General features: G+C 70.9%; 13 protein-coding genes. 5 read left to right on the forward strand and 8 right to left on the reverse strand.

The window, feature by feature from the left end; all coding sequences use genetic code 11:
- Positions 1-1742: 1742 nt before the first annotated feature.
- The 7 genes from ASC98_RS05470 to guaD form a co-directional block, all read right to left on the reverse strand.
- Positions 1743-2774, reverse strand: a complete 1032-nt coding sequence (locus ASC98_RS05470) for an adenosine deaminase (RefSeq protein WP_056812955.1) — start codon at positions 2772-2774, stop codon at positions 1743-1745.
- Complete coding sequence (locus ASC98_RS05475) at positions 2771-3748, reverse strand: aromatic ring-hydroxylating dioxygenase subunit alpha (protein ID WP_056812985.1); 978 nt, start codon at positions 3746-3748, stop codon at positions 2771-2773. Before ASC98_RS05475 ends, ASC98_RS05470 begins: the two co-directional genes overlap by 4 nt.
- Positions 3749-3876: 128 nt before the next feature.
- Positions 3877-5043, reverse strand: a complete 1167-nt coding sequence (locus ASC98_RS05480) for a BMP family ABC transporter substrate-binding protein (RefSeq protein ID WP_056812953.1) — start codon at positions 5041-5043, stop codon at positions 3877-3879.
- Between the two features lie 35 nt (positions 5044-5078).
- Positions 5079-5999 (reverse strand): ABC transporter permease, encoded by a 921-nt coding sequence (locus ASC98_RS05485; RefSeq protein ID WP_056812951.1) that lies wholly within the window; start codon positions 5997-5999, stop codon positions 5079-5081.
- Positions 5999-7144 carry an ABC transporter permease gene (locus tag ASC98_RS05490; RefSeq protein WP_082541705.1) on the reverse strand — a complete coding sequence of 382 codons (1146 nt, stop codon included), beginning with the start codon at positions 7142-7144 and terminating at the stop codon, positions 5999-6001. Before ASC98_RS05490 ends, ASC98_RS05485 begins: the two co-directional genes overlap by 1 nt.
- Positions 7131-8666: an ABC transporter ATP-binding protein gene (locus ASC98_RS05495; protein WP_056812982.1), complete on the reverse strand. Its 1536-nt coding sequence runs from the start codon at positions 8664-8666 to the stop codon at positions 7131-7133. Before ASC98_RS05495 ends, ASC98_RS05490 begins: the two co-directional genes overlap by 14 nt.
- Positions 8667-8676: 10 nt before the next feature.
- A complete protein-coding gene (guaD, locus tag ASC98_RS05500; protein ID WP_056812948.1) occupies positions 8677-9975 on the reverse strand; it encodes a guanine deaminase in 1299 nt (432 codons plus the stop codon).
- 135 nt (positions 9976-10110) lie between these two features.
- On the opposite strand from guaD, the gene xdhA reads away from it, so the two are divergent.
- The 5 genes from xdhA (at position 10111) to ASC98_RS05525 (ending at position 17032) form a co-directional block, all read left to right on the forward strand.
- On the forward strand, positions 10111-11661 hold the full coding sequence (gene xdhA / locus ASC98_RS05505) for a xanthine dehydrogenase small subunit (RefSeq protein WP_056812946.1): 1551 nt from the start codon (positions 10111-10113) through the stop codon (positions 11659-11661).
- A complete protein-coding gene (gene xdhB, locus ASC98_RS05510) occupies positions 11658-14045 on the forward strand; it encodes a xanthine dehydrogenase molybdopterin binding subunit (RefSeq protein WP_056812943.1) in 2388 nt (795 codons plus the stop codon). The genes xdhA and xdhB overlap by 4 nt, the downstream gene beginning before the upstream one ends.
- 189 nt (positions 14046-14234) lie before the next feature.
- Entirely contained in the window at positions 14235-15488 is a 1254-nt protein-coding gene (locus ASC98_RS05515; protein WP_157597766.1) for a GNAT family N-acetyltransferase, read from the forward strand.
- Between the two features lie 76 nt (positions 15489-15564).
- The gene (gene xdhC / locus ASC98_RS05520; protein WP_056812937.1) at positions 15565-16353 is read left to right on the forward strand and encodes a xanthine dehydrogenase accessory protein XdhC; all 789 of its coding nucleotides are present in this window, start codon (positions 15565-15567) and stop codon (positions 16351-16353) included.
- 118 nt (positions 16354-16471) lie between these two features.
- A complete protein-coding gene (locus tag ASC98_RS05525; RefSeq protein WP_056812979.1) occupies positions 16472-17032 on the forward strand; it encodes a bacterioferritin in 561 nt (186 codons plus the stop codon).
- A gap of 37 nt (positions 17033-17069) precedes the next feature.
- Here ASC98_RS05525 and ASC98_RS05530 read toward each other — a convergent pair whose 3' ends face one another.
- Positions 17070-18371, reverse strand: coding sequence for a glycerate kinase (locus ASC98_RS05530; RefSeq protein WP_056812934.1), 1302 nt, complete (start codon positions 18369-18371; stop codon positions 17070-17072).
- Positions 18372-18377 lie beyond the last annotated feature (6 nt).

Consider the following 18377-nt stretch of genomic DNA (forward strand, 5'->3'; position numbering starts at 1 on the left):
CGACTTCCTGAAGGCCAACCAGAACCCGAACGGCGTCTACGGCGACTGGAGCCACCTGACGCCCGAGCTGCGCGAGCGTGCGCAGGCCTGGCTCAACGACGTCGGCGGCAAGACCATCGCGTTCGCCGGCGGCGGCCGCGGCTCGCGCGTTTCGGGCGACCCGTCGAACCCGTATGGCGGTGAAGTCGGCGGCAAGAAGCTGCAGGCGCTGATGTCGGCACAGACCGCGAGCGCGGCCAACCTGCCGGCGGCGTTCACGAAGGAAGCCTTCATCGAACGCGCGCTGTTCGGCGTGATCCGCTGGATGGGTGTCAAGCAGTGGGARCTGGCCCACACCCATGGYCTCGAAGGCCGGCAGGACTGGCTGCACGGCTCGCGCGGCGCCAACGGGCAGTGGGTCGGCATCGGYGAGAAGCGCGGCTGGCCCTTCAGCTGGCCGAGCGTGTTCTACATGGCGCCGCACATGCTGTTTGCGCCGGCCAACGGCCGCGAGAACTACTTCTCGTGGGAGCCGCGGCTGGTGTCGTTCTACCGCACNGAGAAGCGCGGCTGGCCCTTCAGCTGGCCGAGCGTGTTCTACATGGCGCCGCACATGCTGTTTGCGCCGGCCAACGGCCGCGAGAACTACTTCTCGTGGGAGCCGCGGCTGGTGTCGTTCTACCGCACSAACCAGTGGTACCAGCTGCAGATGACGGTGAACCCGGGCTGGCCGGGTGCGTCCGAAGGGCCGATGGACTGGCCGTACCACATGGGCTTCACGACCGCGGTGGTCGACGACCTGATGACCGCGAAGGCGCCGGCGGCGGTGTCGGCCTCGCACCTGGCGCGCTACTTCCAGGTGCGMACCAAGCTCGCGCAACTGGCCAACACCGACCTGCCGTTCAACCAGCCGGACCCGGCSGCGCCGAGCGACCTGTTCCGCAACAAGGGGCACCAGAGCCGCGCGTCGCTGGCGATCCACAAGCTGGGYGTCGGCGAGGTGGTCGACCGCGGGCCGGACGAYTGGGAGAAGTCACGCTTCCGCCAGCTCGACGCGGTGACGCCGGGGCTGCACCTGATGTTCATCAACAGCTCGATCTCGCTGTACAACGCGCTGTATGCGAACACCACCTACGAGCAGTGGCGGCGTTGCGATCCGAATGCGCTGTTCGGCAGYGAGCCGGAGRTCAAGTCGGGCTTCCGCTTCTGCCTSGATCCGAAGCGCACGCCGCTGCCGTTGAACGGCAAGGGGCAGCCGCACCTGGTCGGCGGCTGGGTCGACTGGACCGGCGAGCAGTACATCACCTGGAGCGTGATGTCGGCGCGCAACCATGGCGCGGAGGCGCAGCGGCTGAAGACGTTCTCGGATTGGGCGGGGCGGATGTGGCGGTGTTCCGGGTCAGCGCGACGGTGGTATCCGCCTGACGTAGCCCGGATGCCAATCNTTCCGCTTCTGCCTCGATCCGAAGCGCACGCCGCTGCCGTTGAACGGCAAGGGGCAGCCGCACCTGGTCGGCGGCTGGGTCGACTGGACCGGCGAGCAGTACATCACCTGGAGCGTGATGTCGGCGCGCAACCATGGCGCGGAGGCGCAGCGGCTGAAGACGTTCTCGGATTGGGCGGGGCGGATGTGGCGAGAGTGAATCGCCTGTCCACACCTCACCGTTCGGGCTGAGCTCGTCGAAGCCTGCGAACAGCGCTTCGACAGGCTCAGCACGACCCTTCGACAGGCTCAGGGCGAACGGGTCTGTCCGTGACTGCCCTCAAGAGAACGCCTCGTCCAGCTGGCGGACCCAGGCCGCTTTCGCAGACTCATCCACGAAGCTCGCCTCGAAGCTGTTCTTCGCCAGCTGGTACGCCTGCCGCGCCCCCAGCGCCGGCAGCGCGTCGAAGGTCGCGAGGAAGTTCGCGTTCATGTACCCGCCGAAGTACGCCGGATCGTCCGAATTGACCGTCGCGCACAACCCCGCATCGAGCAGCGCGCCCAGCTGGTGCGCCGCCATGTCGGGGTAGACGCACAGCTTCACGTTCGACAGCGGGCACACCGTCAGCGGCACGCGCTCGGCGGCCAGCCGCTTCACCAGCGCCGGGTCTTCGACGCAGCGCACACCGTGGTCGATGCGCTCGACCTTCAGCACGTCGAGCGCGCTCCAGATGTAGGCGGGCGGGCCTTCCTCGCCGGCATGCGCGACGAGCCGCAGCCCGAGCTCGCGGCACTTCGCGAACACCCGCGCGAACTTCTCGGGCGGGTGGCCGCGCTCGCTGCTGTCGAGGCCGACGCCGATGAAGCGCTCGCGAAACGGCAAGGCTTCTTCCAAGGTCGCGAACGCCGCCTCTTCGCTCAGGTGCCGCAGGAAGCACAGGATCAGCGCGCTGCTGACACCCAGCTCGCGCTGCGCCGTCTCGCCGGCCCGCGTCAGCCCGTCGATCACCGTCTCGAAGCTCACGCCACGCTCGGTGTGCGTCTGCGGATCGAAGAACAGCTCGGCATGCACGACCTTGTCCGCCGCCGCGCGGCGGAAGTAGGCCATCGCCATGTCGAAGAAGTCTTCTTCCTTCAGCAGCACGCTGGCGCCGGCGTAGTAGATGTCGAGGAAGCTCTGCAGGTCGGTGAACGCATAGGCCTCGCGCAGCGCCTCGACGCTGGCATACGGGATCGACACGCCGTTGCGCTGCGCCAGCGCGAAGATCAGCTCCGGCTCCAGCGAGCCTTCGATGTGGATGTGCAGCTCGGCCTTCGGCATCGCACACAGCAGCGCGGGCAGGCGGTCGCGGGGGATGGCGTCGAGGTTCATGTCAGGGCTCCAAAACGGATGCCGCGTTCGTTCAGGAAGCGGCGGAAGGCGGCCGAGCTGCGGTCGGCCGCGCAATGGACCTCGCCGCCCGCGAGCGGCAGCCGCCGGGGCTGCTGCGACTCGAGCACCGGCTGGTCCTGCGTGAAGATGGTGTGCTGGAACGCGCGCAACGCGTCGTCGCTGGAATCGTGGTCGGTCACCGCGAGGCGGAACCAGACGCGGCTGTGCTCCTCGTCGAGCGGGCAGACGAACAGGCCGATCACATCGCGGTAGCCGTCTTGCGCTTGCGGCAGCTTCGTCAGCACCGCGCTGAACGGTGCCGTCAGTTCGTAGCGGTAGTCGACCCAGCTGCCTTCGGTCGACAGCCGGTTGCTCTGCGGCTGCCAGGCCTTGCAGCCGGTCGCGACGAAGCCGGTCGGCGTCGGCTGGACGGTGTAGTCGGTGGTCTGCGGCTGCGCGCGCTCACCGAGCCAGCCGTCGTGCACGAAGCCGAAGTGCGACAGGTCCAGGAAGTTCTCGACGATGCGGCCGGCGCTGGTCGCCACGTCGTACGGGCCGCACAGCAGCTTGCGCAGCCGCGGGTCGGTCTCGGCCTCGAAGGCGGGCAGGGCCGTGGTGCCGGGCTGCAGCCGCACCCAGACCAGGCCGTGCGCCTCCTGCGTGTCATGCGCGCAGGCGGCGTGGGAAGAGGGCGGTGAGAACGACGGCTGCGATGCGATCAGCACGCACGCGCCATCCGTCGCGAAGCGCCAACCGTGGTACGGGCATTCGAGCGCGGCCCGCCCGTCGTGCTGCACGACGCGGCCCAGTGACAACCGCGTGCCGCGGTGCGGGCAGCGGTCGGTGAACGCGCGGGCGTGGCCGCTCTCGTCCCGCCACAGCACCAAGTCGCGTCCAAGCAGGCACGCGGCCAGCGGGCCGTCGGTCAGCGCGATGCTGTCGGCCACCGGATGCCAGAGCGTCGCCTCTACCAAGCCATTCTCAGCATGCATATCGCCGCGCCAGCGCGCGATCCATCAAGCGGCCGCCGTGGAACCGGCTCCGCCGGGCCACTGGCGGCGCCCCCTTGAGGGGGAGGCGCGAAGCGCCTCGGGGGGGTGTGTCACTTGCCGCCGGGGACCTTGCCTTCGACGCCCTTGACGAAGAACTTGATGCCGCTCATGAACTTGTCATCGGCGACCTCGTCCTTCTTCAGCACGTCCTTGCCGTCGCTGCCGACGATCGGGCCCTTCCAGATCGTGAAGCTGCCGTCCTTCAGGCCGGCCTTGACCTTCTCGACCTTGGCCTTCAGCTCGGCCGGCACCTTGTCGGAGACCGACACCAGGTCGATCGCGCCTTCCTTGACGCCCCACCACGACGCGCTGTTGCCGGTCCACTTGCCGTCCAGCGCATCCTGCGTCGCCTTGATGTAGTACGGCGCCCAGTTGATGATGCTCGAGGCCAGGTGGGCCTTCGGGCCGTAGGCCGTCATGTCGCTGTCCCAGCCGAACGCATACTTGCCGGCCTTCTCGGCCGTCTGCAGCACCGCGCTCGAATCGGTGTTCTGCATCAGCACGTCAGCGCCGCCGTCAATCAGCGATTGCGCGGCCTCGGTCTCCTTCGGCGGGTTGAACCATTCGTTGACCCAGACCACCTTGGTCTTGATCTTCGGGTTCACCGACTGCGCGCCGAGCGTGAAGCTGTTGATGTTGCGGATGACTTCCGGAATCGGGATCGAGCCGACCACGCCCAGCGTGTTGGTCTTGGTCATGCCGCCGGCGATCACGCCGGCCATGTACGCGCCTTCATAGGTGCGGCTGTCGTAGGTGCGCATGTTCTCGGCCTGCTTGAAGCCGGTGGCATGCTCGAACTTGACGTCCTTCAGGTCGGCCGCCACTTTCAGCATCGGCTCCATGTAGCCGAAGGTGGTGCCGAAGATCAGCTTGTTGCCCTGGCCGGCCATGTCGCGGAACACGCGCTCGGCATCGGCCGCCTCGGGCACCTTCTCGACGAAGCTGGTGGCGATCTTGTCGCCGAATTCCTTCTCGAGCGCCTTGCGCGCGTTGTCGTGCGCGAAGGTCCAGCCGCCATCGCCGACCGGGCCGACGTAGGCGAACGCGATCTTCAGCGGCTCGGCCTTCGGCGCGGGGGCCGACGCGGCGGCCACCGGGGCCGGTGCCGGCGCGGGCGCCTCTTCCTTCTTGCCGCAGCCCACCACCAGCGCGGTGCCGGCCGCCAGCGTGCTCCACCCTGCGAGCTTCAGCAGGGCACGTTTGGAAAATGAGGTCATGGGTACTCCAGGTGAGGAACGCAGGAATTTATCAGCTAGCTGCCGGGGAAGAAGGGCTTGCCGAGCGACGCCGGCATGTTGACGCGGATCCAGCCCGCATTGCGCGAGATCAGCACCAGCACGACGATGGTCGACAGGTAGGGCAGCATCGTCAGCAATTGCGCCGACACCTCCACCCCTTCGCCTTGCAGGAAGAACTGCAGCATCGTGACGCCGCCGAACAGGTAGGCGCCGAGCAAGACGCGTGCCGGTCGCCAGGTCGCGAAGGTGGTGAGGGCCAGCGCGATCCAGCCCTTGCCGGCGATCATCCCTTCGACCCACAGCGGCGTGTAGATCACCGAGATGTACGCGCCCGACAGCCCGCACAGCGCGCCGCCGGCCAGCACCGCGGCCAGCCGGATGCGGCGCACCGGGTAGCCGAGCGCATGCGCCGATTCGGGCGATTCGCCGACCGCGCGCAGCACCAGTCCGGCGCGCGAGCGGTACAGGAACCACGCGAGCCCGGCCGTCAGCGCGATCGCCGCATACACCATCGGGTGCTGGCGGAACAGCGCCGGGCCGACGAGCGGGATGTCGGCCAGCCACGGCACCTGGAAGTGCGGCCGCTCGCTCAGCTTGGCCTGCACGTAGTTGATGCCGACGAAGGCCGAGAAGCCGCTGCCGAACAGGCTGAGCGCAAGGCCGGTCGCGTACTGGTTGGTGTTGAGCCAGATCACCAGCACGCCGAAGGTCGCGGCCAGCAGCGCGCCGGCCCCGGCCCCGGCGGCGAATGCCAGCCAGTCGTTGCCGGTGTGCACCGCGGTCGCGAAGCCGGCGATCGCGGCGATCAGCATCATCCCTTCGGCCCCGAGGTTGACGATGCCGGCGCGCTCGTTGATCAGCAGCCCGAGTGCGGCCAGCGCCAGCACGGTGCCGGAGTTCAGCGTCGCGGCGATCAGCAGGGCGATGGCGTCCATCAGGCTTGTCCTTCGGCCGGGGCCGGCTGCGTGGTGCCGGTGTCGGTGCCGGTGCCGGTGCCGGTGGGCGGCGCTTCGGCCGGCACGTGCGCCGGCTTCCAGCGCAGGCGGTAGTGGATCAGCGTGTCGCAGGCGAGCAGCGTGAACAGCAGCAGCCCCTGGAACACGCCGGTCAGCGATTTGGGCAGCCCGAGGCGCGACTGCGCCAGCTCGCCGCCGATGTAGAACATGCTCATCAGGATCGCCGAGAACACGATGCCGACCGGGTGCAGCCGGCCGACGAAGGCGACGATGATGGCCGCGAAGCCGTAGCCCGCCGGCACGTGCGGCGTCAGCTGGCCGAGCGGGCCGGCGGCTTCCAGGCCGCCGGCCAGGCCGGCCATGCCGCCCGACAGCAGCAGCGCCGTCCACAGCGCGCGCCGCGACGAGAAGCCCGCATAGCGCGCCGCCGCCGGCGCGAGCCCGCCGACCTGCAGCTGGAAGCCGGCATAAGTGCGGAACAGGAAGGCCCAGAACCCGGCCACCGCCAGCAGCGCGATCGGCAGGCCGATGTTGACGCGCAGGCCGTCGAACAGGCGCGGGATCTTGGTCGCCGCGAGGAAGGTGATGGTCTGCGGGAAGTTGTAGCCGTCGGGGTCCTTCCACGGCCCGTAGACCAGGTAGCCGAGCACCTGGTCGGCCACGTAGACCAGCATCAGGCTGACCAGGATCTCGTTGGCGTTGAAGCGGTCGCGCAGCAGCGCGACGATCGCGGCCCAGGCCATGCCACCGAGTACGCCGGCCAGCAGGATGGGCACGACGATCCAGCGCCCCGTGCCCGGCTCGGCCAGCATCGCGACGCCGCCGGCGGCGATCGCGCCGAGCACGAACTGCCCCTCGGCGCCGATGTTCCACACGTTGGAGCGAAAGCACACCGCGAGGCCGAGCGCGATCAGCAGCAGCGGCACCGCCTTCACCGCCAGCTCCGACAGCGCCTGCGCGCTCTTCAGCGGCTCGACGAAGAACACCTGCAGTCCGCGCAGCGGGTCCTTGCCGAGCAGCAGGAACAGCACGACGCCGATCAGCACCGTGATCGCCAGCGCCAGCAGCGGCGAGGCGACCGACATCACGCGGCTCGGCGCCGGGCGCGGCTCAAGTTTCAGCATGCGTCGCCTCCGGGTGGAACGCGGCGCCGCGCGGGCTCCACAGCCCGCTCATCCATTCGCCGATCTGCGGGGCGGTGGCCTGCGCGGTCGCGATCGACGGCGACACCCGGCCCTGCGCGATGACGACCAGCCGGTCGCAGATCTCGAACAGCTCGTCGAGCTCTTCGCTGACCACCAGCACCGCGCCGCCGTCGTCGCGCAGCTTCAGCAGCTCGCCGCGGATCTGCGCGGCCGCGCCGACGTCGACGCCCCAGGTCGGCTGCGAGACGATCAGCAGCCGCGGCGCGGCATCGATCTCGCGGCCGACGATGAACTTCTGCAGGTTCCCGCCGGACAGGCTCTTGGCCGGCGCGTCGGGGCCGCCGGCCTTCACGTTGAAGCGCTGGATCAGCCGGTTCGCGAGCGCCGCGACCTCGCCGGTGCGGATCCAGCCTTGCGCCGTCACCGCGGCAGTGCGCGTCAGCAGCGTGTTCTGCGCGAGCGACAGCGATGGCACCGCGCCGCGGCCGAGGCGTTCCTCGGGCACGAAGTTCAGGCCCTGCGCGCGGCGGCGGCGCGGCGACTGGCGGCCCACCGGCCGGTCGAACAGCACGATGCTGTCGGGCGCGGCGCGCGGGTCTTCGCCGGACAGCGCGGTCATCAGCTCCTGCTGGCCGTTGCCGGAGACGCCGGCGATGCCGACGATCTCGCCGCAGCGCACGTCGAAGCTGATGCCGTGCAGGTCGACGCCGAACTGGTCGCGCCGGGGCAGCGCCAGCTCGCGCACCGACAGCGCGACGTCGCCGAGCCGCGCCTGCACGTGCTGCAGCTGCGGCGGCTCGGCGCCGATCATCAGTCGCGACAGGCTGGCGTTGGTCTGCTGCGTTGGGTCGACCTCGCCGGTGACGCGACCGCCGCGCAGCACGGTGCAGTGGTGGCACAGCGCGCGGATCTCGTCGAGCTTGTGGCTGATGTAGAGGATGCTGCAGCCCTCGGCGGCGAGCTGGCGCAGCGTGATGAAGAGCGTCTCGACCGCCTGCGGCGTCAGCACCGAGGTCGGCTCGTCGAGGATCAGCAGCCTCGGGTTCGTCATCAGCGCGCGCACGATCTCGACGCGCTGGCGCTCGCCGACCGACAGCGTGTGCACCGGGCGCAGCGGGTCGACGTCGAGGCCGTAGACGCGGGCGACCTCGGCGATGCGCTGCGTCACCGCGGCGAGCGACAGCGACTTGTCCAGGCCCAGCCAGACGTTCTCGGCGGCGGTGAGGGTGTCGAACAGGCTGAAGTGCTGGAACACCATGCTGATGCCCAGCGCGCGCGCCTCCTGCGGGTTGCGGATCTCGACCGGCTGGCCGTTCCAGCGGATCACGCCGGCATCGGGCCGCACCGCGCCGTAGATCATCTTCATCATCGTCGACTTGCCGGCCCCGTTCTCGCCGAGCACGGCATGGATCTCGCCGGGCTTGACGCGCAGGTTGACCCGGTCGTTGGCCTTGACGGCGGGGTATTGCTTGCTGATGTCGGTCAACTCCAGGCGCAGCATCGGGTCTTCCTCACGCACTTCGGTCATACCGCTGAACTCCGTCTACCCAGGTCGACACCAGGTTGCGCTCGTCGCCGAGCGTCATCCACGCAAACACCCGCTCATGCAAGCCCCGCGCCACCTCCATCCGGCGCTCGGCGACCGGTCCCACGGCCCAGTCCCAGACGCACAGGTCGGCCACCCGCCCCACCTCCAGCGAGCCGATCTCGTCGGCCAGCCCGAGCGCATGGGCCGCGCCCCGCGTCGCCGCATGCAGCGCCTTCCAGGCCGTCAGCCGCTCGCCGGCCATCGCCTGCACCCGGTAGGCGTCGCTCGCGGCGCGCAGCAGGCACAGGCTGGTGCCGCCGCCGACATCGGTCGCCAGGCTCACCGCGCAGCCGGCGGCCTCGGCCGCGCGCCAGCCGAACAGCCCGCTGCCGAGGAACAGGTTCGACGACGGGCTGTGCGCGATCTGCGCGCCGGCCGCGTGGATCGCCGCGCGGTCGGCGTCGTCCAGCCAGATGCCGTGCGCCAGCACGCTGCGCGCGTTCAGCAGCCCGGCGCGGGCGTAGACGTCGAGGTAGCTGCGCGCCTCGGGGAACAGCTCGGCGACCCACAGCACCTCGTCGCGGTTCTCGGCCACGTGCGTCTGCATGTAGACGCCGGGGTACGCGGCGCACAGCCGGCCGGCCATCGCGAGCTGCGCCGGCGTGCTGGTCGGCGCGAAACGCACCGTCACCGCATAGGCCAGCCGGCCGTTGCCGTGCCAGCGCTCGATCAGCCCGATGCAGTCGCGCTCGGCCTGCTCGACGTCGTCGCGCAGCCCGTCCGGCGCATGGCGGTCCATCAGCACCTTGCCGGCGATCAGCCGCATGCCGCGCGCCTGCGCACCGGCCAGCAGCCGGTCGGCGCTGACCTTGTGCACGGTGGGGAACACCACCGCGCTGGTGGTGCCGTGCGCCAGCAGCGCGTCGAGGAAGCGTGCCGCGCCGCGCTCGGCCCCGCCGTCGTCGGCATAGCGGCGCTCGGCCGGGAAGGTGTAGGTGTCGAGCCAGTCGAGCAGCGCGGTGCCGTAGCTCGCGATCACGTCGAGCTGCGGGCTGTGCACATGGGTGTCGATGAAGCCCGGCATCAGCAGCCGGCCGCGGTGGTCGTGGCGCTCCCAGCCGGCGTCCGGCGTGTCGGACTGCGCGCCGGCGATGCGGCCGTCTTCGACCAGCAGCCAGTGGTCCGGGCGGAAGCGCACCGCCGGCGACCCGGTGTCGCCCCAGTCGGGTGCGGCGGTGAAGTCGAGCAGGTCGGCACGCAGCGCGATGCGGCGGGGTGTCATTCGGTGGTCCTCGGGCTGCGGCTGGGCCCACGAATTGCATTGCCACAGGGGTCGGACGCCATCGTATCCCGACCGCGGGCAAGGTTTACCCTGGCTCGGTCTGTCCTATGCTTGTGCTGCAACTCCCGGTGTGCCATGACCACTCAAGCCATCCGCTTCTTCCACCGCGGCCAGGTCGTCGAGGTGGGCGGCGTCCATCCGACGCGCTCGGTGCTCGACTGGCTGCGCGAGGATGCGCGCTGCACCGGCACCAAGGAGGGCTGCAACGAGGGCGACTGCGGGGCCTGCACGGTGGTGGTGGGCGAACTCGTGGATGAGCAGACCCCGCCGTCGCAGCGCGTCGGCGGCCTTGCGCTGCGCACCGTCAACGCCTGCCTCCAGTTCCTGCCGGCGCTGGCCGGCAAGGCGCTGTTCACGGTGGAGGACCTGAAGGACCAGGCCGGCGGTGCGCTGCACCCGGTGCAGCAGGCGATGGTCGAGTGCCACGGCTCGCAGTGCGGCTTCTGCACGCCCGGCTTCGTGATGTCGCTGTGGGCCGGCTACGAGGGGCACCGCGCCTGCGGCGAGGTGCCGACGCGCCAGCAGCTCGCCGACGAGCTGTCGGGCAACCTGTGCCGCTGCACCGGCTACCGGCCGATCCTCGATGCCGGCGAGCGCATGTTCGAGCTGCCGCCGGTCGCGCTCGACACCGCGCCGGCGGTTGCCGCGCTGAAGGCGCTGGCCAGCGGCAAGGACGGCCTCAACCATGCCGGCCTGCACTACGCCGGTTTCAACCGGCAGCGCGATGGCGGCCCGCGCGTCGACGACTGGTTCGCGCCGCGCACGCTCGAGGCGCTGGCGACGCTGCGCGAGCAGCACCCGAAGGCGACGCTGCTGGCCGGTTCGACCGACGTCGGGCTGTGGGTCAACAAGCAGTTCCGCGACCTCGGCGACATCATCTACCTCGGCGACGTGGCCGAGCTGAAGCGCATCGACGAACGCGACGGCCACCTGCACATCGGCGCCGGTGCGTCGCTCGAAGATGCCTGGTCGGCGCTGGCCCGGCGCATGCCGGCGCTGACCGAGGTGTGGCTGCGCTTCGCATCGCCGCCGATCCGGCATGCCGGCACGATGGGCGGCAACGTGGCCAACGGCTCGCCGATCGGCGACTCGGCGCCGGTGCTGCTGGCACTCGACGCCGAACTGGTGCTGCGCCGCGGTGCCAAGGCGCGGCGCGTGCCGCTCGCCGCCTTCTACGTCGACTACATGAAGAACCAGCTGCAGCCGGGCGAGTTCGTGCAGGAGATCGTCGTGCCGCTCGCGGCGGCGCAGCGGCAGATCCGCGCCTACAAGATCAGCAAGCGCTACGACTGCGACATCTCGGCGGTGTGCGCCGGGCTGTCGATCCAGCTCGCGGCCGACGGCACGGTCGCGCAGGTGCGGCTGGCGTTCGGCGGCATGGCGGCGATCGTCAAGCGCGCCGCGCAGGCCGAGGCGGCGCTGCAAGGCCGGGCCTGGGACGAGCGGGCGCTGCAGGCCGCGCAGGCGGCGCTCGCCAACGACTTCACGCCGCTGACCGACATGCGCGCGAGCGCGGCCTACCGGCTGCAGGTCGCGCAGAACCTGCTGCGGCGCTTCTGGCTGGAGACGCGTGCGGTCGACCCGCTGCCGCGCGAGGCGACGCGGGCCTGGAGCCTCACTGCATGAACAAGCCGCTCGATCCGTTCCTGCAGGCAGCCGGGCCCGAGGCCGAAGCGATCGCGCTGCGCGAGGGTGCGCGCGTCGGCATCAGCCGGCCGCACGAATCGGCGCACCTGCACGTCGCCGGCGAAGCGGCCTACATCGACGACCTGCCGGAGCTCGCCGGCACGCTGCATGCGGCGCTCGGGCTGTCGCCGGTGGCGCACGGCCGCCTGCTGGGCATCGACCTCGCGGTATTGCGCGCTCAGCCCGGCGTCGTCGCGGTGCTGACCGCGGCCGACATCCCCGGAGCGAACGACTGCGGGCCGATCCTGCACGACGATCCGATCCTGGCCGATGGCGAGCTGCGCTACGTCGGCCAGCCGGTGTTCGCGGTGATCGCGCTGACGCGCGACGCGGCGCGCCGGGCCGCGGCCCGCGCGAAGGCGGTGCTGCAGGTCGAGCCGCTGCCGCCGATCCTGACGCCGCAGGCCGCGCATGCGGCGGGCGCCTACGTGCTGCCGCCGATGCACCTGGTGCGCAGCACGCACGAGGGCGGCGCGCGGGCCGCGATCGACGCGGCGCCGCACCGGCTGCGCGGCACGCTGGAGGTCGGCGGCCAGGAGCAGTTCTACCTCGAAGGGCAGATCAGCTACGCGATCCCGAAGGAGGACCGCGGGCTGCTGCTGCACTGCTCGACGCAGCACCCGAGCGAGATGCAGCACCTGGTGGCGCAGGCGCTGCAGCTGAGCGCGCACCATGTGCAGGTGGAATGCCGGCGCATGGGTGGCGGCTTCGGCGGCAAGGAATCGCAGTCGGCGCTGTTCGCCTGCGTGGCCGCGGTGGCGGCGCAGCAGCTGCGCCGGCCGGTCAAGCTGCGCGTCGACCGCGACGACGATTTCCTGATCACCGGCCGGCGCCACTGCTTCTGGTACGAGTACGAGGCCGGCTACGACGACGACGGCCGCCTGCTCGGCAGCGAGGTCACGATGGTGTCGCGCGCCGGCCATTCGGCCGACCTGTCGGGCCCGGTGATGACGCGCGCGCTGTGCCACTTCGACAACGCCTACTGGCTGCCCGATGTCGCGGTGCACGGCTACTGCGGCAAGACGAACACGCAGAGCAACACCGCGTTCCGCGGCTTCGGCGGGCCGCAGGGCGCGATCGCGATCGAGAACATCCTGGACAGCGTCGCGCGCGCGCTCGGCAAGGACGCGCTGGATGTGCGGCGCGCCAACTTCTACGGCACCGAGACCCACCGGACCACGCCCTACGGCCAGTCGGTCGACGACAACATCCTGCACGAGCTGTGCGCGCAGCTGGAAGCAGACAGCGACTACCGCGCGCGCCGCGATGGGGTGGCGGCCTTCAACCGCACGAACCCGGTGCTGCAGCGCGGCATCGCGTTCACGCCGGTCAAGTTCGGCATCTCGTTCAACGTGAAGCACCTGAACCAGGCCGGTGCGCTGGTGCACGTGTATGCCGACGGCTCGATCCTGGTGAACCACGGCGGCACCGAGATGGGCCAGGGGCTGAACACCAAGGTGGCCCAGGTGGTGGCGCACGAGCTGGGTGTCGGCTTCGAGCGGGTGCGCGTCAGCGCGACCGACACGCACAAGGTCGTCAACACCTCGGCCACCGCCGCCTCCACCGGCAGCGACCTGAACGGCAAGGCGGCGCAGGACGCCGCGCGGCAGATCCGCGAGCGGCTGGCCGACGTGGCCGCGCAGCGGCTCGCCTGCCGCGCCGGCGAGCTGCGCTTCGCGAACGACGAGGTGACCGGCCCGGCCGGGCGCATCGGCTTCGCCGAGCTGGTGATGCAGGCCTACCTGGCGCGCGTGCAGCTGTGGTCCGACGGCTTCTACGCGACGCCCGGCCTGCACTGGGACGCCGCGACGCTGACCGGCCGGCCGTTCTTCTACTTCGCGTACGGTGCCGCGGTCAGCGAGGTGGTGGTGGACACGCTGACCGGCGAATGGAAGCTGCTGCGCGCCGACCTGCTGCACGACGCCGGCCGCTCGCTGAACCCGGCCGTCGACATCGGCCAGGTCGAGGGCGCGTTCATCCAGGGCATGGGCTGGCTGACCAGCGAAGAGCTGGTGTGGCACCCGCAGACCGGCGCGCTCGCGACGCATGCGCCGAGCACCTACAAGGTCCCGACCGCGAACGACTGCCCGGCGGTCTTCAACGTGCGGCTGTACGACGGCGAGAACGTCGAGGACAGCATCCACCGCAGCAAGGCGGTCGGCGAGCCGCCGCTGCTGCTGCCGTTCTCGGTGTTCTTCGCGATCCGCGATGCGGTGTCGGCGGTCGGCGGGCACCGGGTCGACCCGCCGTTGCGCGCGCCGGCGACGCCGGAAGCGATCCTCGACGCGATCGGTGCGGTGCGCGCGGCATGCGGATTGCCCTGAACGCAACCGAACGCAACGGAGCCGGCGAAACAGCGCAAGAGGGCTCCGATTCGTGCGGTATTCACGCACGAACCCCCGGGGCGAGGGAGACGGCGGAAGCACCGCCGTCGATATCCTTCAGTTCGATTCGCAGGCGTCCCCACCGGGCGCCGTTGTCCGGTCGATCCTTCGCGAGCTCCAGCCGTCTTCATGAGCGTCACTTCATCAGCCTTCGCCCCCGTTGCCACGCTGCCCGCTTCGCCGGTGGTGTTCTCGCGGGCGGCCGCCACCGACCGCCAGCTGATGAAAGGCTGGGACGGCCTGCTCAGCGACAGCGGGCATGTCTACCGCATCTACCAGTCGCCGGAGTGGTGGAACCACCTGGTGGCGACGCGCCCGGCCGACGACCTGCTGCTGGGCGTGCTGCCGGCGGCCGATGGCGCCGAGGTGGGCGTGGTGCCGATGGACGTGCAGCGCTACCCGCTCGCGTTCTCGCTCGGCCGCTGGACCTTCGCGTCGCTGAAGCTGCGTGCCGCGCACCTGCTGGGCGGTGCGCCGCTGGTGGCCGGCCGGCCGCAGGCGCTGGCCGACGTGGTCGAGCGGCTGTGGCGCGAGCGCCCCGACCTGGACGCGCTGTTCCTGAAGGGCATTCCGGCCGGTTGCAGCGCCTGGGCCGGCTGGGAGGCGCAACTGCGCCAGCGCGGCGGCTCGCTGCTGTACAGCGAGCACGGCAGGCGCCCGCTGTACACGATCGCGCTGCCCGACAGCTTCGACGCCTACCTGGCGCGCTTCGGCAGCAAGAAGCGCTACAACCTGCGCCGCCAGGTGCGGGTGCTCGAAGAGCAGATGCCGGGGCTGGAGCTGGTGCGGGTCGATGCCGAGGAGCAGGTCGCCGAGTTCGTGCGGCAGGCACAGCACATCGCGAAACGCACCTGGCAGCACCAGGCGATCGGCCCGCTGGGCATCGAGCGCGACGACATCGCGGTGCGGCTGGCCGACCTGGCGCGCCGCGGGCTGCTGCGCAGCTACGTGTTGCGCAGCGGCGGCCGGGCGCTCGCCTTCGTGCTCGGCTACCAGGGCCGCGGGGTGTTCCATTACGCCGACATCGGCCACGACGCCGAGCTTTCGAAGTTCAGCCCCGGCACCGTGCTGCTGTACCGGCTGATCGAGGACCTGATCGCGCACCAGCGGCCGCAGACGCTGAACTTCGGCATCGGCGTGTCGGAATACAAGCGCCAGTTCGCGACCGAGGTGCGCGAGGAGACCTCGCTGCTGATCCTGCGCGACACGCTGCGCAACCGGCTGCGCGTCGGGCTGCACCGCGGCTGGCGCGGGCTGCTCGCGCGGGTCAAGCCGCTGCTGCGCCGGCCCAAGCTGGTGCTGGCCGGCGCGCTGACGCACGAGGCGGTGTACGAGCTGGTGGGCACGGTGGTCAACACCTCGCTGCCGGTGCTGGCGGGCTGACCCCCACCCCGTTCGCCCTGAGCCTGTCGAAGGGTCGGGCTGAGCCTGTCGAAGCCGCGCACGCACGAGGTCGTCGATGACCGCGCTGCGCGACGCGGCGTGTGCGCTGCTCGACGCCGGCGTGCCGGCAATGGACGTGCAGGTGCTGTCGCACCGCGGCTCGGTGCCGCGCGAAACCGGCACCCACATGCTGGTGACGCCGGATGCGGTGCTCGGCACCATCGGCGGCGGCCACCTGGAACTGACGGCGATCACGCAGGCGCGACAGTGGCTCGATGCCGGCGACCCCCATCCTCATGACGTGCCGTTCGCGCTCGGGCCGACGCTCGGCCAATGCTGCGGCGGTGCGCTGACGCTGCGCACGCAGCGCCTCGGCGACGCGGTGCTGGCGGCCTGGCCAGCGCCCGCCCCGCGCTTCTTCCTGCAGTTGTATGGGGCCGGTCACGTGGGCCGGGCGATCGTCGCGCTGCTGTCGGGCATCGACTGCCGGGTGCAGTGGATTGACGAGCGCGAGTCCGAAATCCCGACGCCATCGCTGCCGCCGCACATCGAGCGCGTCTGCGTCGAGCCGGTGGAAGCCGAGGTCGCGCAGGCACCCGCCGGCGCGCACTACCTGGTGCTGACCCACAGCCACGACCTCGACCTGCGCATCACCGAAGCGATCCTGCGCCGCGGCGATTTCGCGTTCCTGGGCCTGATCGGCAGTCGCACCAAGCGCGCGCGCTTCGTGCATCGCTTCGAGGAACGTGGCGTGCCGGCCGACGCATTGGCGCGGCTGACCTGCCCGATCGGCGTGCCGGGCATCGCCGGCAAGGAGCCGGAGGTGATCGCGGTGGCGGTGGTGGCGCAGCTGCTGCAGCACTGACGCAGGCGGCCGGCGGGGCAGTGTCCTACAGGCAGGGCCGCTGCCTTCCGATGTCGGCCGGGGTGGATGCTTCCTACAGTGAAGGGATCCGCAACCCTGACCCCGAACGGAGATGGCCATGCTTCAGAAAGGCGACAACGACAAGAACGCGCGCGACGGCAAGTCCCTGCGCCTGGACGAGACCGCGCTGGAGGCGGCCCGCACGCGCGCCGAGGACGGGGCCGTGACGCCGAGCTACGGGCCCTGGCGCGACGACATCGTGAAGCTGCTGAACGACGCGCTGGCCACCGAGCTGGTCTGCGTGCTGCGCTACAAGCGCCACCACTTCACCGCGCACGGCATGTCGTCGCCGGCCATCGCAGCCGAATTCATGGTGCATGCGAACGAAGAGGCGGCGCATGGCGACCTGATCGCCGAGCGCATCGTGCAGCTCGGTGGCGAACCCGACTTCGCGCCGAACACGCTGCTCGAGCGCAGCCACGCGCAGTACGACGACTCGTCCGATCTGAAGGCGATGATCCGCGCGAACCTCGTGGCCGAACGCGTCGCGGTGGAGGCGTATCGCCAGATGATTGCGCTGATCGGCGACAAGGACCCGACGACGCGCCGCATGCTCGAAGGAATCCTCGCCGACGAGGAAGAGCATGCGGACGAGATGAGGGACCTGCTGGAGCAGTGAGGCGGCTCCCGGATGCCGCCGCGCTCCATCCGGGGACTCACATCACGAGCATCGCCCGGAAGTCGTTGACGTTCGTGAACGTCGGCCCCGGCACCACCAGGTCGCCGAGCGGCGCGAAGAAGTTGTACGCGTCGTTGCGGTCGAGGCAGTCCCGGGCACTCAGGCCCTGCGCACCCGCCCTCGCCAACGTGTCGGGCGCGACGATCGCGCCGGCGTTGTCCTCGACGCCGTCGATGCCGTCGGTGTCGGCCGCCAGCACGTGCACGCCAGGCTGGCCCTGCAGCGCAATCGCGCAACCCAGCAGGAATTCGGTGGCCCGTCCGCCGCGGCCACCCTTGCCCGCGACCGTCACGGTCGTCTCGCCGCCCGACAGGATCACGCACGGTTTCGCGAACGGCTGCCCGCGCCGCGCGACCTGCCGCGCGAGCGCCGCATGCACCTTGCCGACCTCGCGCGACTCGCCTTCGATCTCGTCGCCGAGGATGTGCGCCTCCAGGCCCGCGGACCGGGCGAGTGCGGCGGCGGCCTCCAGCGACTGCTGCGGCGTCGCGATCATCCGGACCTCGTGCCCGGCGAAGCGCGCATCGCCCGGTTTCGGCGTCTCGAACGCGCCGCTCTCCAGCCCGGCGCGCACCGCCGCCGACACCTCGATGCGGTAGCGCGCCAGGACCGCCAGCGCATCGGCGCAGGTCGTTGCATCGGGCACGGTCGGGCCGCTGGCGATCACCTCGGGCGAATCGCCCGGCACGTCGGAGATCAGCAGCGTCAGCACCTTCGCCGGCGCGCACATCGCTGCCAGCCGCCCGCCCTTGATCGCCGACAGGTGCTTGCGCACGCAGTTCATCTCGTCGATCGCGGCGCCGCTCTTCAGCAGCGCCTTGTTGATCGCCTGCTTCTCTTCCAGCGTGACGCCGTCGGCCGGCAGCGCCAGCAGCGCCGAGCCGCCGCCGGACACCAGGCACAGCACCAGGTCGTCGGCGCTCAGCCCGTGGGTCAACGCCGCGATCCGCTGCGCCGCCTGGCGCCCGGCGGCGTCGGGCACCGGGTGCGCGGCCTCGACGACCTCGATGCGCCCCGGCTTTGCGCGGTAGGCCGGCGGCACGTGGTCGTAGCGCGTGACGACCAGCCCCGACAGCGGCGCGTCCTGCGGCCACAGCGCATCGAGTGCCTGCGCCATCGCGCCGCCCGCCTTGCCGGCGCCGAGCACCAGCGTGCGCCCGCGCGGCGGCGGCGGCAGGAAGGCGCCGAGCGTCTGCGCCGGCAGCGCCCGCGCGACGGCGGCGTCGTACAGCGCGCGAAGAAATCCCCGGGGGTCGGTGTGCGGAGAAGGTGCAGTCATGGCCCA

The sequence above is a fragment of the Rhizobacter sp. Root1238 genome (genome assembly GCF_001425825.1).
In the GTDB taxonomy this organism is placed as follows: Bacteria; Pseudomonadota; Gammaproteobacteria; order Burkholderiales; family Burkholderiaceae_C; genus Rhizobacter.

Bases quoted from the DNA above. Each gene is read 5' to 3' on its own strand.
- ASC98_RS05515 (WP_157597766.1), top strand. From the start codon at position 14,235: ATGAGCGTCACTTCATCAGCCTTCGCCCCCGTTGCCACGCTGCCCGCT.
- ASC98_RS05470 (WP_056812955.1), bottom strand. From the start codon at position 2,774: ATGAACCTCGACGCCATCCCCCGCGACCGCCTGCCCGCGCTGCTGTGT.
- ASC98_RS05485 (WP_056812951.1), bottom strand. From the start codon at position 5,999: ATGGACGCCATCGCCCTGCTGATCGCCGCGACGCTGAACTCCGGCACC.
- guaD (WP_056812948.1), bottom strand. From the start codon at position 9,975: ATGACACCCCGCCGCATCGCGCTGCGTGCCGACCTGCTCGACTTCACC.
- xdhB (WP_056812943.1), top strand. From the start codon at position 11,658: ATGAACAAGCCGCTCGATCCGTTCCTGCAGGCAGCCGGGCCCGAGGCC.
- ASC98_RS05480 (WP_056812953.1), bottom strand. From the start codon at position 5,043: ATGACCTCATTTTCCAAACGTGCCCTGCTGAAGCTCGCAGGGTGGAGC.
- ASC98_RS05530 (WP_056812934.1), bottom strand. From the start codon at position 18,371: ATGACTGCACCTTCTCCGCACACCGACCCCCGGGGATTTCTTCGCGCG.
- ASC98_RS05495 (WP_056812982.1), bottom strand. From the start codon at position 8,666: ATGCTGCGCCTGGAGTTGACCGACATCAGCAAGCAATACCCCGCCGTC.
- ASC98_RS05490 (WP_082541705.1), bottom strand. From the start codon at position 7,144: ATGCTGAAACTTGAGCCGCGCCCGGCGCCGAGCCGCGTGATGTCGGTC.
- xdhC (WP_056812937.1), top strand. From the start codon at position 15,565: ATGACCGCGCTGCGCGACGCGGCGTGTGCGCTGCTCGACGCCGGCGTG.
- xdhA (WP_056812946.1), top strand. From the start codon at position 10,111: ATGACCACTCAAGCCATCCGCTTCTTCCACCGCGGCCAGGTCGTCGAG.
- ASC98_RS05525 (WP_056812979.1), top strand. From the start codon at position 16,472: ATGCTTCAGAAAGGCGACAACGACAAGAACGCGCGCGACGGCAAGTCC.